General features: G+C 61.5%; 13 protein-coding genes and 1 pseudogene. 6 read left to right on the forward strand and 8 right to left on the reverse strand.

All coding sequences use genetic code 11. The features are described from left to right. Positions 1-118 precede the first annotated feature (118 nt). From betB to TRP66_RS08760, 5 genes are all read right to left on the reverse strand, one after another. The gene (gene betB / locus TRP66_RS08740; RefSeq protein ID WP_333401133.1) at positions 119-1,591 is read right to left on the reverse strand and encodes a betaine-aldehyde dehydrogenase; all 1,473 of its coding nucleotides are present in this window, start codon (positions 1,589-1,591) and stop codon (positions 119-121) included. A gap of 65 nt (positions 1,592-1,656) precedes the next feature. Further along, positions 1,657-2,250, reverse strand: coding sequence for a transcriptional regulator BetI (gene betI, locus TRP66_RS08745; protein ID WP_333401134.1), 594 nt, complete (start codon positions 2,248-2,250; stop codon positions 1,657-1,659). 281 nt (positions 2,251-2,531) lie between these two features. After that, positions 2,532-3,710, reverse strand: coding sequence for a choline ABC transporter ATP-binding protein (choV, locus tag TRP66_RS08750; protein ID WP_333401135.1), 1,179 nt, complete (start codon positions 3,708-3,710; stop codon positions 2,532-2,534). Then, on the reverse strand, positions 3,707-4,552 hold the full coding sequence (gene choW / locus TRP66_RS08755) for a choline ABC transporter permease subunit (protein ID WP_333401136.1): 846 nt from the start codon (positions 4,550-4,552) through the stop codon (positions 3,707-3,709). The genes choV and choW overlap by 4 nt, the downstream gene beginning before the upstream one ends. A 57-nt stretch (positions 4,553-4,609) precedes the next feature. Next, entirely contained in the window at positions 4,610-5,557 is a 948-nt protein-coding gene (locus TRP66_RS08760; RefSeq protein WP_333401137.1) for a choline ABC transporter substrate-binding protein, read from the reverse strand. A 759-nt stretch (positions 5,558-6,316) separates the two neighbouring features. Here TRP66_RS08760 and TRP66_RS08765 point away from each other — a divergent pair. Next, complete coding sequence (locus tag TRP66_RS08765; protein WP_333401138.1) at positions 6,317-7,414, forward strand: GlxA family transcriptional regulator; 1,098 nt, start codon at positions 6,317-6,319, stop codon at positions 7,412-7,414. A 69-nt stretch (positions 7,415-7,483) separates the two neighbouring features. Here the strand turns inward: TRP66_RS08765 and TRP66_RS23570 are convergent, their stop codons facing one another. After that, complete coding sequence (locus TRP66_RS23570; protein ID WP_442965186.1) at positions 7,484-8,356, reverse strand: methyl-accepting chemotaxis protein; 873 nt, start codon at positions 8,354-8,356, stop codon at positions 7,484-7,486. Then, positions 8,339-9,139 (reverse strand): annotated as a pseudogene (locus TRP66_RS23575) (MCP four helix bundle domain-containing protein); the annotation flags it as partial. The gene TRP66_RS23570 and the pseudogene TRP66_RS23575, both read right to left, overlap by 18 nt. A 377-nt stretch (positions 9,140-9,516) precedes the next feature. On the opposite strand from TRP66_RS23575, the gene TRP66_RS08775 reads away from it, so the two are divergent. Further along, positions 9,517-9,750 (forward strand): hypothetical protein, encoded by a 234-nt coding sequence (locus TRP66_RS08775; protein WP_333401140.1) that lies wholly within the window; start codon positions 9,517-9,519, stop codon positions 9,748-9,750. Beyond that, positions 9,747-10,049: a cell division protein ZapA gene (locus TRP66_RS08780; RefSeq protein ID WP_333401141.1), complete on the forward strand. Its 303-nt coding sequence runs from the start codon at positions 9,747-9,749 to the stop codon at positions 10,047-10,049. The genes TRP66_RS08775 and TRP66_RS08780 overlap by 4 nt, the downstream gene beginning before the upstream one ends. Before the next feature lie 17 nt (positions 10,050-10,066). On the opposite strand, the gene TRP66_RS08785 is transcribed toward TRP66_RS08780, so the two are convergent. Further along, positions 10,067-11,107 (reverse strand): threonine aldolase family protein, encoded by a 1,041-nt coding sequence (locus tag TRP66_RS08785; protein ID WP_333401142.1) that lies wholly within the window; start codon positions 11,105-11,107, stop codon positions 10,067-10,069. 100 nt (positions 11,108-11,207) lie between these two features. Here TRP66_RS08785 and TRP66_RS08790 point away from each other — a divergent pair, with 100 nt between their 5' ends. From TRP66_RS08790 to glyA, 3 genes are all read left to right on the forward strand, one after another. After that, complete coding sequence (locus TRP66_RS08790) at positions 11,208-11,942, forward strand: TraX family protein (protein WP_333401143.1); 735 nt, start codon at positions 11,208-11,210, stop codon at positions 11,940-11,942. A gap of 212 nt (positions 11,943-12,154) precedes the next feature. After that, entirely contained in the window at positions 12,155-13,372 is a 1,218-nt protein-coding gene (alaC, locus tag TRP66_RS08795) for an alanine transaminase (protein ID WP_333401144.1), read from the forward strand. A 312-nt stretch (positions 13,373-13,684) separates the two neighbouring features. Continuing rightward, a complete protein-coding gene (gene glyA / locus TRP66_RS08800) occupies positions 13,685-14,938 on the forward strand; it encodes a serine hydroxymethyltransferase (protein ID WP_333401146.1) in 1,254 nt (417 codons plus the stop codon). Positions 14,939-14,951: the final 13 nt, after the last annotated feature.

A 14,951-nucleotide genomic window follows, 5' to 3' on the forward strand; every position in this document is an offset into this window, starting at 1 on the left:
GGAATGCGTTGCGCACTCGACCCCTAGCACCCCATGCTGGAGCGCGGCCTGAACCGGCCGGGTCCAGACAAGGCGCGCCCGTGCAACTGAGCGCGCGTGCCTGGACGAAGGTGGTGGATCAGAACACCGACGCGTATTCGCCCAGCTCGACCTGAACGGACTTGATGCGGGTGTACTGCGCCAGAGAGCTGATGCCGTTCTCGCGGCCGACGCCGGATTGCTTGTAACCGCCGACCGGCATTTCCGCGGCCGATTCGCCCCAGGTGTTTATCCAGCAAATACCGGCTTCCAGCAGGTGGATCACGCGGTGGGCGCGGTTCAGGTCGCGGGTGACGATACCGGCGGCCAGGCCGAAGTCGGTGTCGTTGGCGCGGCGCACCACTTCCTCTTCTGTGTCGTAGCCAAGAATGCTCATCACCGGCCCGAAGATTTCCTCGCGCACGATGGTCATGTCGTCGCGGCAATCGGTGAATACGGTCGGGGCGACGAAAGCGCCCTTGGCGAACTCGCCGTCAGTCAGGCGCTCGCCGCCGCACAGCAGGCGCGCGCCCTGTTCCTTGCCCTTGGCGATGTAGCCAAGCACGCCTTCCATGTGCTCGAAGCTGACCAACGGACCGAAGTTGGTGTTTTCGTTCTCGGGATTACCGGCGCGGATACGCTTGACCCGCTCGACGATCTTTTCCTCGAAGGCCGCTTTCAGCGCGTTCGGCACGAATACCCGGGTGCCGTTGGTGCAGACCTGTCCGGTGCTGTAGAAGTTGGCCATCATCGCGATATCCGCCGCGCGATCAAGATCGGCGTCGTCGAAGATGATCAGCGGCGACTTGCCGCCCAGCTCCATGGTCACTTCCTTGAGCGACGAGCTGGAGGCGCTGGCCATGACTTTCTTGCCGGTGTCGGTACCGCCGGTGAAGGAAACCTTCTCGATGCGCGGGTGCTCGGTGATCCAGCTGCCGACTTCACGGCCGCTGCCGGTCAGGACGTTGAACACGCCGTTCGGCAAACCGGCTTCGGTGTAGATTTCCGCCAGTTTCAGGGTCGTCAGGGACGTCACTTCGCTGGGCTTGAAGATCATCGCGTTGCCGGCCGCCAGTGCGGGCGCGGATTTCCACAGGGCGATCTGGATCGGGTAGTTCCAGGCGCCGATGCCGGCCACCACGCCAAGCGGCTCGCGGCGGGTGTAGACGAACGATGAGGTGCGCAGCGGGATCTGCTCACCCTCGATGGCAGTCGCCAGGCCCGCGTAATACTCCAGCACGTCAGCGCCGGTGACGATGTCGACCGCGCGGGTCTCGGAAATTGCCTTGCCGGTGTCCAGGGTTTCCAGTGCCGCCAGCTCGTCGTTGCGCTCGCGCAGGATATCCACGGCCCGGCGCAGGATGCGCGAGCGCTCCATGGCGGTCATGGCGGCCCAGATTTTCTGGCCTTTCTCGGCGCTGGCAACGGCACGTTCCAGGTCCTCTTTGCCGGCGCGCTGCACCTGGGCCAGCACTTCGCCGTTGGCCGGGTTGATGGCGTCGAAGGTTTCGCCAGTGCTGGCGTCGACATAACCACCGTCGATGTAGAGTTTTTGCAATTCAAAACGGGCCATAGAGTCCTCGCAATTCGGTTGGGGGCGGTGACTGAAGACAGTCCGGGACGAGCGGGCAGGGCGCCTCAGCTCGTCGCTTTTGCCAGTTGCAGATCCAGGTATTCACAGGCGATGCGTTGCGCCTGCTCGGTATCGAATTCGTCTCCCGACAGCGCGCCGCGCAGCCAGAGGCCGTCGATCAGCGCCGCCATGCCGCGGGCCGCGCTGCGTGCCTGCTCCAGCGGCAGAACACGGCGGAATTCACAGCACAGGTTCGAATACAGGCGGTGATCGTTGATGCGCTGCAAGCGGTGCAACGAGGGCTGATGCATGCTGGTGGCCCAGAAGGCCAGCCAGGTCTTCATTGCCGGGCCGTTGACCTGGCTGGCGTCGAAGTTGCCCTCGATGATCGTTTGCAGATGCGCTCGCGGGCTGCTGTCGCCCAGTGCCTGACGGCGCTGCGCGATGCTTTTGCTCAGGGCGGTCATCAGGTGGCGCATGGCCGCTTCGATCAGACCGTTCTTGTCCTGGAAGTAATGGCTGATGATCCCATTGGAAACCCCGGCCAGACGCGCAATCAGCGCAATGCTGGCGTCGCTCATCCCCACCTGATCGACCGCCGTGAGCGTGGCCTGGATCAGCTGTTGACGACGGATGGGTTGCATACCGACCTTGGGCATTGCGGAAGTCTCCTGGGCGTTTCACGCCGGTGGTTCTGCCAGTGGGTCGACACAGTCTAGTTATTTTTTATTGAACGATCAATCAAGAAAAACGGGTGGGCGCGTGAAAGCCCCGTAGGGTGGGGCTTTCAAGGAATGCGCTAACAGACGTAGGAGCCAGCTTGCTGGCGATAAAAGGATAAATGCGGTCTGTTTGAGGCCCCGCGTCGTTGCCATCGCCAGCAAGCTGGCTCCTACGAGATAGTGTAGGAGCCAGCTTGCTGTGGGCGGCATTCCGACGATCAGCCGTGGTTTCGGCCCAATAGCGCGTGGTACAGCTCGCTGTCGCCCAGGATGCCGACGACGCGGTTGTTGTCCTGCAGCACCAGTTTGTTGCCGGTCTGGTAGCGGATCTGCAAGGCGTCGCGCATGCCGATGTTGGAGCTCACCAGGGTCGGGCGGCGTTGCAGGCTGGCGACGTCCTGGCCGGGTGCCCAGTTCTGCAAATCCAGTTGCGTCTCGCCCTGACGCGCGCCTTTGATGACATTGCCGTCCGCCAGATCGAGCCATGAATCGCCGCTAGGGTCCAGGCACACGGAGCCGTTGATCTTGGTGCAGTCATCGACGGTGCGCATCAGGCTGCGACCGCACAGCACGTTCAATGGATTGGTGTGGGCCACGAACGAGCGCACGTAGTCGTCCGCCGGGTTGAGCACGATCTGTTCGGGGACGCTGTACTGCACGATCCGGCCGTCTTTCATGATGGCGATGCGGCTGCCCAGTTTGAGCGCTTCGTCCAGGTCATGGCTGACGAACACGATGGTTTTGCTCAGTTTGCTCTGCAACGCCAGCAGTTCGTCTTGCAGGCCTTGGCGAATCAGCGGGTCAAGCGCGGAGAAGGGTTCGTCCATCAGCAGAATGTCGGCATCCATCGCCAGCGCGCGGGCCAGACCGACCCGCTGCTGCATGCCGCCGGACAGTTCGTCGGGCTTCTTGTTGCGCCACTGGGTCAGGCCCACCAGCTGGAGTTTTTCGTCCACCAGCTTGCGTCGTTCCTTTTCCGGACGTCCCTGCATTTCCAGACCGAAGCTGATGTTTTCGCGCACGGTCAGCCAGGGCATCAGGGCGAATTTCTGGAAGACCATGGCGATGCGCTTGGTGCGCATCATCTTGAGTTCGGCCGCCGTGCAGTTGGCGATGTTGATCTGGCTGCCTTCATGCTCCACGTACAGCGCGCCACGGCTGACAGTGTTGAGGCCGTTGATACAGCGCAAGAGGCTTGATTTGCCGGACCCCGACAGACCCATCAGCACGCAGATTTCGCCTTTCTGAATATCCAGGCTGGCTTTTTCGACGCCGACGATCTGGCCGGTTTTCTTGAGGATCTGGTCACGCGAGAGGCCCTGGTCCAGCAGTTTGAGAGCCTCACGCGGATCCTTGGCGAAGATGACGTCTACCTGGTCGAACTGGATGATACTCATGCGTCGGACCCTACCTTGGCATCGGGTTGTTTGCAGATACGGTCGAGCATGATCGCCAGCAGGACGATCGCCAGACCGGCTTCGAAGCCCAAGGCGATGTCGGCGGTGTTCAATGCGTTGACCACGGGTTTGCCCAGGCCATCGGCGCCCACCAGCGCCGCAATCACCACCATCGACAGCGAGAGCATGATGCATTGGGTAATGCCGGCCGCGATGCTGGGCATGGCGTAGGGCAATTCGATCCGGGTCAGCAACTGGCGGCGTGACGAGCCGAAGGCCTTGCCGGCATCGAGCAGTTCATGAGGTACATCGCGAATGCCCAGGTAGGTCAGGCGGATCGGCGCCGCGATGGCGAACACCACCGTGGAGATCAGACCGGGCACTACGCCGAGACCGAACAGGGTCAGCGTCGGAATCAGGTAAACGAAGGTGGGGACTGTCTGCATCAGGTCCAGTAATGGCCGGATGACGGTGTAGAACATCGGTTTGTGTGCCGCAACGATGCCCAGCGGTACGCCGATCAACACGCAGACCACCGTGGCGAACAGCACCTGCGCCAGGGTCTCCATGGTTTCCTGCCAGTAGTGCAGGTTGAGGATCAGCAGGAAGGCGAGGGCGACGAAGACGGTCAGGCCCCATTTGCGCTGGATGAAGTGCGCCAGCGCTGCAATCAGGCCGATCAGCACCAGCGGATTGAACCACGTCAGGGCGAAGGTCAGGCCATGAATCATCATTTCCAGCGTCGAGGCGATTGCATCGAAATAGTCTGCGCCGTTGCGCGTCAGCCAGTCGACGAACGAGGCGATGTATTCGCCCAGAGGGATTTTATGATCAGTCAGCATGGTTCGTGTCCGCTTGCGGAAAAATAAGAAGCGGGCGGTATCGCGCCCGCGACCGGTTTACTTCGTAAGCTGAGCCTTGGCCGCTTCCAGCCCCGGTTTGCCGTCGACAGTGGTAACGCCCGCCAGCCAGCTGTCGAGCACCTGCGGGTTGTTTTTCAGCCAGGCCTTGGCGGCCGCTTCGGGTTTCATCTTGTCGTCCAGGACGTTGCCCATCAGCTTGCTTTCCATGTCCAGCGTGAACGACAGGTTCTTGAGCAACTGGCCCACGTTGCTGCATTGCTCGGTATAGCCCTTGCGGGTGTTGGTGTAGATGGTGGCCTGGCCGAAGTTGGGGCCGAAGAACTCATCGCCGCCGGTCAGGTATTTCAGCTTGAAGCGCGTGTTCATCGGATGCGGTTCCCAGCCCAGGAACACCACGTCGGTGCCGCGCCGGGCGGCACGATCGACCTGTGACAGCATGCCCGCCTCACTGGACTCGACCATCTTGAAACCGGCGCTCTTGAGGCCGAAAGCGTCCTTGTCGATCATGCTCTGGATGAGCCGATTGCCATCGTTGCCCGGTTCGATGCCGTAGATCTTGCCGTCCAGCTCCTTCTTGAAGCGCGGAATGTCCGCAAAGTCCTTCAAACCCTTGTCGTAGAGCGCCTGAGGAACGGCGAGGGTGTATTTGGCGTTTTCGAGATTGGCGCGCACCGTTTCGACGGTTCCGGCTTCGCGATAAGCCTTGATGTCGTTTTCCATGGTCGGCATCCAGTTGCCGAGGAATACGTCCATGTTCTTGCCATCGGCCAGCGACTTATAAGTCACCGGGACGGAGATCATGGTGGTTTTGGTCTTGTAGCCCAGAGACTGAAGGACCACGCTGGTCACTGCGGTGGTGACGGTGATGTCCGTCCAGCCCACGTCGGAGAAATTGACGGTGTGGCATGCGGCCGGCTCCGCAGCCTGGGCCAGCAAGGGGCTGCCGAGCGCGACTGCCAGCAACAACGATTTGGGACCTTTCATCAGATGGACTCCTTTTGATTTTTCTCGGCCGTCCGCGTGCGAGCGCCGGTGCGGCATATGTGTGGGAGAGACATTGCGGGAAAGCTCCATCACTGCGTCCGGCAACCGGTCGTCCCGATCATCCACCAGGGAAAATCAAACGCCTACAGGGGGCGTCGTAACCAGTACAGGAGGGGTCGTATCCAGTATGAGCGGCGTCGTTTACAGATTCTTCCCGTCCCGAGGACATGTAATGGCGCCGTCGAAAGCGACCTGAGGTCAGGGCGCCAGACGGAGTCGGAAGCATCGGGCTGCAACATTCAGCGTAGTCCTTTGCGCAGCGAGTACCGAGCGCCGAAGCGCTGATTTGAACCCCGGCGACGGAGGTAAGTTCAGGATCCGGATGGCGCCTGAAGGCGTGCTCGATTTGTGCTCATCCGTGGCAGCGTTCGCCACCTTTTAGCGCGAAACCGCTGATTGATAGCGCGTTGCCAGCACCCTGTGCATTGGGTAGCAGTCTTGAAACAACCCGCGCCTTTCGCCACACCCAAGTGCTACCTAAGTGCTCACTGGAGCGAGCCGGCCGACGAAGTGGCGTCGCTATTGGGCAATAACGTCGCTGCCGGATAGACACATCGCGACGTCGTTTTCTGGAGATCTTGAATGGGCATTCAAGTTTCGGCATGGGTTTTGCGATTCAACCGCAAAGCCCTGCCTTGCGCGGGGGAGATAAGAAGAGGCTTTCAGGCCTATGCCCGTTCAGCGTGAGGAGATAACGTGATGACTTCCTTGAATGCACAGCCCCAGAACCGCGCGCCGCAATCCATCGGCTTTCTCCTGTTGGACAACTTCACGCTGATTTCCCTCGCCTCCGCGGTCGAACCTCTGCGCATGGCCAACCAGCTCTCGGGTCGCGAGCTATACCGTTGGACCACGCTGACCGCCAACGGCAGCCAGGTCTGGGCCAGCGACGGCCTGCAGATCACTCCCGACGCCGCGATGCACAACGCGCCATCCCTGGACACTGTGATCGTCTGCGGCGGCGTCGGTATTCAGCGCTCGGTAACCCGCGAGCACGTAAGCTGGCTACAAGGGCAGGCGCGCCAGTCACGACGACTGGGCGCGGTCTGCACCGGCAGCTGGGCGCTGGCCTGTGCGGGTCTGCTCGACGGTTTCGAATGCAGCGTGCATTGGGAGTGTCTGGCGGCGATGCAGGAAGCCTTTCCGCGGGTCGCGATGAGCACCCGACTGTTCACCCTTGACCGCAACCGTTTCACCAGCTCGGGCGGCACCGCGCCGCTGGACATGATGCTGCACCTCATCAGCCGCGATCACGGGCGCGAGTTGTCGGCGGCGATTTCCGAAATGTTCGTGTATGAACGCATCCGCAACGAGCAGGATCACCAGCGGGTGCCGCTCAAGCACATGCTCGGCACCAACCAGCCCAAATTGCAGGAAATCGTCGCGTTGATGGAGGCCAATCTCGAAGAGCCTATCGATCTGGACGAACTGGCGGTGTATGTCGCCGTGTCGCGCAGACAGCTGGAGCGGTTGTTCCAGAAGTATCTGCATTGCTCACCTTCGCGCTATTACCTCAAGCTGCGCCTGATCCGCGCGCGGCAGCTGCTCAAGCAGACGCCGATGTCGATCATCGAAGTGGCTTCGGTGTGCGGGTTCGTGTCGACGCCGCACTTTTCCAAGTGCTATCGCGAATATTTCGGGATTCCGCCACGCGACGAGCGCGTCAGTTCGAATACGACTCAGCAGGTCGCCATGATGCCGATACCGCAGGCGCTGGTGCTGGCGCCGCTGTCCGGACCGCTGTCGGCGTTGAGCCAGGCGCGCAATGAATCGACGTTTGCGAGTGTAAGGTTGTAAGCGTTTATCGCCAGCAAGCTGGCTCCTACACATAGTCTGTAGGAGCCAGCTTGCTGGCGATGACCGGCGTTACAGGCTGAACCGCGCAACCATGGTGTTCAGATCCACCGCCAGGCGCGACAGCTCGGTGCTGGCGGCGGAGGTCTGGTTGGCGCCGTTGGTGGACTGGGCGGACAGGTCGCGGATGTTCACCAGGTTGCGGTCGACTTCACGGGCGACCTGAGCCTGTTCTTCCGCGGCGCTGGCGATGACCAGATTGCGTTCGTTGATTTCTTCCACCGCCGAGTTGATGGTGTCCAGCGCAAGGCCGGCGCCCTTGGCGATGTTGAGGGTCGACTCGGCGCGCTCGGTGCTGTTGCGCATCGAATCCACGGCATGTTCGGTACCGCTCTGAATGCTGCCGATCATGCGCTCGATTTCGCTGGTCGACTGCTGGGTGCGATGCGCCAGGGCGCGGACTTCGTCGGCCACGACCGCAAAACCACGACCGGCTTCACCGGCACGCGCCGCTTCGATGGCCGCGTTGAGGGCCAGCAGGTTGGTCTGATCGGCCAGGCCGCGAATCACGTCCAGCACCTTGCCGATGTCACGGGACTCTTCGGCCAGGTTACCGATCAGTTCGGCGGTGCTCTGCACGTCGCTGCTCATGCGCTCGATGGCGCCCACGGTTTCCATGACCAGATCACGACCGTCGCCGGCCGAAGAGGTAGCGGCTTTCGACGCTTCGGAAGTGCTGGTGGCGTTGCGGGCCACTTCTTCGACAGCGCTGGTCATCTCGTTGACGGCAGTAGCCGCCTGCTCGATCTCGTCATTCTGACGGGACAGGCCGCGCGCGCTTTCGTCGGTGACGGCATTCAGCTCTTCGGCGGCCGAGGCCAGTTGCGTGGCCGAGCCGGAAATGCGGTGCAGGGTGTCACGCAGTTTGTTCTGCATAGTCTGCATGGCTGCCAGGAGGCGACCGGCTTCATCCTTGCCATCGACCGTGATCGGCCGGGTCAGGTTGCCTTCGGCAATATGCTCGGCGGCAGTCAGGGCGTCGGCAATCGGGCGAGTGATGCTGTTGGTCAGCAGCATGGCAAAGATGATGGTCAGTACGGTGGCCGCGATCAGCAGGCCCACGACCAGATTGAACGCCGAATCATATTGAGCAGCAGCCTTTTCCTTGGTCAGAACCAGCTGATCGGTGTTGTAGTCGACCAGTTTCAGGAGCACCGCGTTCATCTCGTCCGAGTTCTTGAGCATCTCGTTGTTGAGCAGGTCCTGCAGTTCGCTGACCTTGTTGGCCAGGGTCAGGCTCTTCAGGCGCGCCTCCAGACCCCGGTATTCGTTGAGCAGCTTCACGTACTGGTCGTAGAGCGCGCGCTCTTCAGGGCTGCTGATCAGCTTTTCATAAACCGCCTGGGCATCGGTGATCTGCTTGTTGCGCATGGCGAACAGATCGAGCGTCTTCTGCTGGATGTCCGGCTCACGGTTGACCAGCAGGCGATAAGACAGCACACGCAAGCGAATGCTGACTTCGGTGAAACGGTCGAGGCTCTTGATGCTCGGCATGGCGTTTTCGGCGAGCATATCGGTGGCGCCGCGGATCTTGCTCATCTGCGAGAGGGCGAACACGCCCAGGATCAGCATCAGGCTGCCGATCAGGGCAAAGCCCAGGAACGCGCGCGGAGCGATATTCATGTTACGCAAAGACATAATTGCTTCCAGAGGTAAGGCGCGTTCCATGCGGTTTTTTCATTGGTATGAGCTCTTGCTAACTGCCTATCGGTCAAGAAATTCAAGTCTTGAGGCGTCAGTCATCGGCTTGAGCAGGTAGAGCGCGGTGGCGTGCTTCCAGTCGTGGCAGGAAAAGCGCTGTAAGCCCTTGTCAGGCTTAAACAACCGGATTATCGGTGATGGCAATAGGATGGCGCGCTGCGCTCTTTTGTCGCATGGACCGTCGGTCTGACGAACAGCAGGAACCGCTCGGCCGATTCACAGTCACAAGCCCCCTATGCATCTGCGGTAATCACCGGGTGCCGGCGGTTATCGGTTGACGCTGGCACGCGCAGTGACTTTTCTTTATCGTGTGCGCCCGTTGAAATCAGCTCGAGAAATTCAAAATGTTGGAAGCGTCCCTTAGCCAATTGGAACAACTTGTTGGTGACCTGCTGCAGCAGAACCAGAAACTGCAGGAAACGAACGCGCAACTGGCGGCGGAGCTGGCTCAGGCCAAGGACGAGAACGACAGCCTGCAACTGAGCCTGATGGAACAGGAAGAGAAGCAGGGCAGCACCGCAGCCCGCATTCAGGCGCTGGTCGAGCGCGCCACCAGCGCAAGCGCTGTCGGCGAATGAACTACGACAGGAATGGGGTAACCGTTCTTTCGATCCTGGGGAACGAGTACTCGGTCAAGGCTCCGGACGGAGAAGACCAGACTCTTCTGCAAGCGGCGGCGATGCTCAAGGCATCGCTGGCCGACACCAAGCGCAAATACCCCAGCCTGATTGGCGACCGCCTGCTGGTGCTGGCTGCTCTCAATCTGTGCTCGCAGCAGATCGAGATGAAACAGCAGCACAAGGTCGAGCTGGAGCGTTGTCAGGAGCAGATCGACGCGACCGTGGACGCGATCTCGAAGAGCCTGTCGCAGGTCTGACAGCCAGGGTCCTGTAATCAGCCGCCCATCACCAGCCGGATATCCGCCGCCAGCTCCCGCACGCGCGCTTCTTCAGTGTCCCATGAGCACATGAAGCGCGCGCCGCCGCTGCCGATGAAGGTGTAGAAACGCCAGCCCCGCGCCGTCAGGGCAGCAATCGCCGGTTCCGACAGCTGCAGAAACACGCCGTTGGCCTCGACCGGAAACATCAGCTCCACGCCGGGAATGTCCCTGACCAGTTCAGCCAGCAATTGCGCGCAGCGATTGGCGTGGCCTGCGTGCTTGAGCCAGGCGTCGTTTTCGAGAAGACCCACCCACGGCGCTGACAGATAGCGCATCTTCGACGCCAGTTGCCCGGCCTGTTTGCAGCGATAGTCGAAATCTTCCGCCAGGTCGCGGTTAAAGAACAGGATCGCTTCGCCCACCGCCATGCCGTTCTTGGTGCCGCCGAAACACAGCACGTCCACGCCGGCCTTCCAGGTCAGTTCAGCCGGCGAGCATCCGAGGAATGCGCAGGCGTTGGAAAATCGCGCGCCGTCCATATGCAGATTCAGGCCCAGCTCCTTGCAGGTGTCGCTGATCGCCTGCAGCTCGTTGGGGCGGTAGACGCCACCGACTTCGGTCGCCTGAGTGAGGGTCACAACCCGTGGCTTGGGGTAATGGATGTCCTGGCGCTTGAGCGCCACTTCGCGGATCGACTCGGGGGTCAGCTTGCCGTCCGCGCTACGGGCGGTCAGCAGTTTCGATCCGTTGGAAAAAAACTCCGGCGCACCGCATTCGTCGGTCTCGACGTGGGCGGTTTCCGAGCAGATGACACTGTGATAGCTCTGGCACAGCGCCGACAGCGCCAGCGAGTTGGCCGCCGTGCCGTTGAAGGCAAAAAACACTTCGCAGTCGGTTTCGAACAGACGGCGGAAATCATCCGAGGCGCGAGCGGTCCATTGGTCGTCGCCGTAGGCACGTTGATGGCCTTTGTTCGCCTGTTCCATGGCTGCCCAGGCTTCAGGGCAGATGCCGGAATAGTTGTCGCTGGCGAACTGTTGGCTTTGGTCTGTCATGGCCGATTCCTTGTGGACATATATGCTGCGCACTGTAGCGAACATTGTGGGGCGCAGCCACGTCTTGCGTGCGTGACAGGCCTGTACGAACGGGAGCGATATGGATCTTTCCAACCCGCCTTATCTGCCGGGGCGCGACAGGGCGCTGGACCTGCTCAAATGGCTGGCGATGCTGTGCATGGTGCTGGACCATCTGCGTTACGTCGGCTGGTCGGTGAACGAGTTGTACGTGCCGGGTCGCCTGGCATTTCCCTGGTTCTGTCTGGCGATTGCCGTCAATCTGTCGCGGCGCAGTGCGGCCCTCACGGCACCGCGCGTGCAATGGCGTTATCTGGCCTGGCTTCTGGGCTTTTCCGCGTTGTCGGAATTGCCTTACCGGATGTTCATGATCGACGCGACGACGCTCAATGTGATGCCGACGCTGGTGCTCGGCTTGCTGATCGCGCAGGGCTGGGCACACCGCAACCCGGCGACGCGGGTCATGGCGCTGGCGGCCTTGCTGGTGGCCGTGCTGTTTCAGAAATTCCTGATGTTCGGCTTGCCGGGAGCGCTGTTGCCATTTGTCTTTATGCTGGCGCAGCGGCGGGCGCTCTGGCTCGCTCTCATCCCTGGCGGGTTCTGCGTGGCGGGGAACGCGTGGCCCGAGATGTTCGCCGCTGCCGAATGGGGTGACCCGATTTCCATCGCGGCGATCATCGCCTGCCTGCTGGCGCCGCTGCTGGGCATGGCGCTGCTGCGCTACACGCTGCCGTTCAAGGTCTGGCCGATGCGGCGCTGGGCGTATGCGATCTACCCGCTGCATTTTCTGGCGTTGCTCGGCCTAAGGGTTTTATAACCCGACCGTAGGAGCCAGCTTGCTGGCGATCCGTCTTGGCGACCCCTTATTGCCAGCAGGACAAATCGCCAGCAAGCTGGCTCCTACGGTCACGGGGACGCCGAAATCGTGATGGACAAACCCCGCCGCCGCACTTATCTTGCGCAGCAGGCCGCCTCATGTGGCCAACGTCGCTCGGACGGTTCCGGGCGCTTACGTATGCGAGATACCTCATGGCTGACCAAGGTTCGCCGCGCCGCTTTGCGCGCATCGATCGACTCCCCCCTTATGTGTTCAACATCACCGCCGAGCTCAAGATGGCAGCCCGTCGTCGCGGCGAGGACATCATCGACCTGAGCATGGGCAACCCCGACGGGCCGACGCCGCCGCACATCGTCGAGAAACTGGTGACTGTCGCCCAGCGCGAAGACACCCACGGCTATTCCACCTCGCGGGGCATTCCGCGCCTGCGCCGGGCGATCTCCAACTGGTACAAGAAACGCTACGAGGTCGAGATCGACCCCGAGAGCGAAGCCATCGTCACCATCGGTTCCAAGGAAGGCCTGGCGCACCTGATGCTCGCCACGCTGGATCAGGGCGATACCGTGCTGGTGCCCAACCCCAGCTACCCGATTCACATCTACGGTGCCGTGATTGCCGGCGCCCAGGTGCGCTCGGTGCCGCTGGTGCCCGGTGTGGATTTCTTCGCCGAGCTGGAAAAAGCGATCCGCGGCTCGATTCCCAAGCCCAAGATGATGATTCTCGGCTTCCCGTCCAACCCGACCTCGCAGTGCGTGGAGCTGGACTTCTTCGAGCGCGTCGTGGCGCTCGCCAAGCAGTATGACGTGCTGGTCGTCCATGACCTGGCTTACGCCGATATCGTGTACGACGGCTGGAAAGCGCCGTCGATCATGCAGGTGCCCGGCGCCAAGGACATTGCGGTCGAGTTCTTCACCCTGTCCAAGAGCTACAACATGGCTGGCTGGCGGATCGGTTTCATGGTCGGCAATCCCGAGCTCGTCGGCGCGTTGGCGCGGATCAAGAGCTATCACGACTACGGCACCTTCACACCGTTGCAGGTCGCGGCCATCGCCGCGCTCGAAGGCGACCAGCAGTGCGTGCTGGACATTGCCGAGCAGTACCGGCAGCGCCGCAACGTGCTGGTCAAAGGTCTGCACGAACTGGGCTGGATGGTCGAGAATCCCAAGGCGTCCATGTATGTCTGGGCCAGGATTCCCGAAGCCTATGCCCACCTGGGATCGCTGGAGTTCGCCAAGAAGCTGCTGGCCGAAGCCAAGGTCTGCGTATCGCCGGGTGTCGGCTTCGGTGAGTATGGCGACGATCACGTGCGCTTCGCGCTGATCGAAAACCAGGACCGCATCCGCCAGGCGGTGCGCGGCATTCGCGGCATGTTCCGGGCGGACGGGCAGTTGCCTGGCAAGGCTGTCTGATCGCGACGCTTCTAAAAAATCCCCGGCCTGGCCGGGGATTTTTGTTTGTCTCGCTGACTTTGTAGGAGCCAGCGGGCGGCGATCCGTCTTGCTGGCGAGAGGCCCTTTCAAGCGAAATTTTTGCAATGTCTGGATTAGCGCTTCGCCAGCAAGCTGGCTCCTACAGGGCCGGCGGAAGCAGCATGTCGTAAACGCGCCTTTGTGTGACGTCCGCAGGCAATTGACCTGCCTTTCCCAGCCCTACCATCGCTTGCAAATGGACACTTGATGTCCTGCCAATAAATCGGGCGCAGCGCCGCTGGGAGAACCGCGATGTTCAGCAAGCAAGACCAGATCCAGGGTTATGACGACGCACTGTTGGCGGCGATGAACGCCGAGGAACAGCGTCAGGAAGATCATATCGAGCTGATCGCCTCGGAGAATTACACCAGCAAGCGCGTGATGCAGGCCCAGGGCAGCGGCCTCACCAACAAGTATGCCGAAGGCTATCCTGGCAAGCGCTACTACGGCGGTTGCGAGTATGTGGACAAGGTCGAACAGCTCGCCATCGACCGCGCGAAACAGCTGTTCGGCGCCGATTACGCCAACGTCCAGCCGCACTCCGGCAGCCAGGCCAACGCGGCGGTCTACCTGGCCCTGCTGCAAGCCGGCGATACCGTGCTAGGCATGAGTCTGGCCCATGGCGGACACCTGACCCACGGTGCCAAGGTGAGTTTTTCCGGACGGCTGTACAACGCCGTGCAGTATGGCATCGACACTTCTACCGGCCTGATCGACTACGACGAAGTCGAGCGTCTGGCGCTCGAATGCAAGCCGAAGATGATCATCGCCGGCTTCTCGGCCTACTCCAAAACCCTGGATTTCCCGCGCTTCCGCGAGATCGCCGACAAGGTCGGCGCTTACCTGTTCGTGGACATGGCACATGTCGCCGGTCTGGTCGCGGCAGGGCTGTATCCGAACCCGCTGCCCTATGCCGACGTCGTGACCACCACCACCCACAAGACCCTGCGCGGTCCGCGCGGTGGTCTGATCCTGGCGAAATCCAACGAAGAGCTGGAGAAAAAACTCAACTCGGCGGTGTTCCCGGGTGGGCAGGGCGGCCCGCTGATGCATGTCATCGCCGCCAAGGCGGTGTGCTTCAAGGAAGCGATGGAACCAGGCTTCAAGGCCTACCAGCAGCAGGTGATCGACAACGCCCAGGCGATGGCGGAAGTCTTCATCGCCCGTGGCTACGACGTGGTCTCCGGCGGCACCGACAACCATCTGTTCCTGGTCAGCCTGATTCGCCAGGGCCTGACCGGCAAGGATGCGGACGCTGCCCTCGGCCGTGCCCATATCACCGTCAACAAGAACTCGGTACCCAACGACCCGCAGTCGCCGTTCGTGACCTCCGGGCTGCGCATCGGCACGCCAGCGGTAACCAGCCGCGGTTTCAAGGTCGCGCAGTGCACCACGCTGGCCGGCTGGATCTGCGACATCCTCGACAACCTCGGCGACGCCGATGTCGAGGCCAATGTTGCCCGCCATGTCGCGGCACTGTGTTCCGATTTCCCGGTTTATCGCTGAGTCAGGAGTAGCC

The sequence above is a fragment of the Pseudomonas sp. JDS28PS106 genome (genome assembly GCF_036706555.1).
GTDB lineage: Bacteria > Pseudomonadota > Gammaproteobacteria > Pseudomonadales > Pseudomonadaceae > Aquipseudomonas.

Coding starts and splice junctions, on each gene's coding strand:
- betB (WP_333401133.1), bottom strand. CDS start 1,591: ATGGCCCGTTTTGAATTGCAAAAACTCTACATCGACGGTGGTTATGTC.
- betI (WP_333401134.1), bottom strand. CDS start 2,250: ATGCCCAAGGTCGGTATGCAACCCATCCGTCGTCAACAGCTGATCCAG.
- choV (WP_333401135.1), bottom strand. CDS start 3,710: ATGAGTATCATCCAGTTCGACCAGGTAGACGTCATCTTCGCCAAGGAT.
- choW (WP_333401136.1), bottom strand. CDS start 4,552: ATGCTGACTGATCATAAAATCCCTCTGGGCGAATACATCGCCTCGTTC.
- TRP66_RS08760 (WP_333401137.1), bottom strand. CDS start 5,557: ATGAAAGGTCCCAAATCGTTGTTGCTGGCAGTCGCGCTCGGCAGCCCC.
- TRP66_RS08765 (WP_333401138.1), top strand. CDS start 6,317: ATGACTTCCTTGAATGCACAGCCCCAGAACCGCGCGCCGCAATCCATC.
- TRP66_RS23570 (WP_442965186.1), bottom strand. CDS start 8,356: ATGCAGACTATGCAGAACAAACTGCGTGACACCCTGCACCGCATTTCC.
- TRP66_RS08775 (WP_333401140.1), top strand. CDS start 9,517: ATGTTGGAAGCGTCCCTTAGCCAATTGGAACAACTTGTTGGTGACCTG.
- TRP66_RS08780 (WP_333401141.1), top strand. CDS start 9,747: ATGAACTACGACAGGAATGGGGTAACCGTTCTTTCGATCCTGGGGAAC.
- TRP66_RS08785 (WP_333401142.1), bottom strand. CDS start 11,107: ATGACAGACCAAAGCCAACAGTTCGCCAGCGACAACTATTCCGGCATC.
- TRP66_RS08790 (WP_333401143.1), top strand. CDS start 11,208: ATGGATCTTTCCAACCCGCCTTATCTGCCGGGGCGCGACAGGGCGCTG.
- alaC (WP_333401144.1), top strand. CDS start 12,155: ATGGCTGACCAAGGTTCGCCGCGCCGCTTTGCGCGCATCGATCGACTC.
- glyA (WP_333401146.1), top strand. CDS start 13,685: ATGTTCAGCAAGCAAGACCAGATCCAGGGTTATGACGACGCACTGTTG.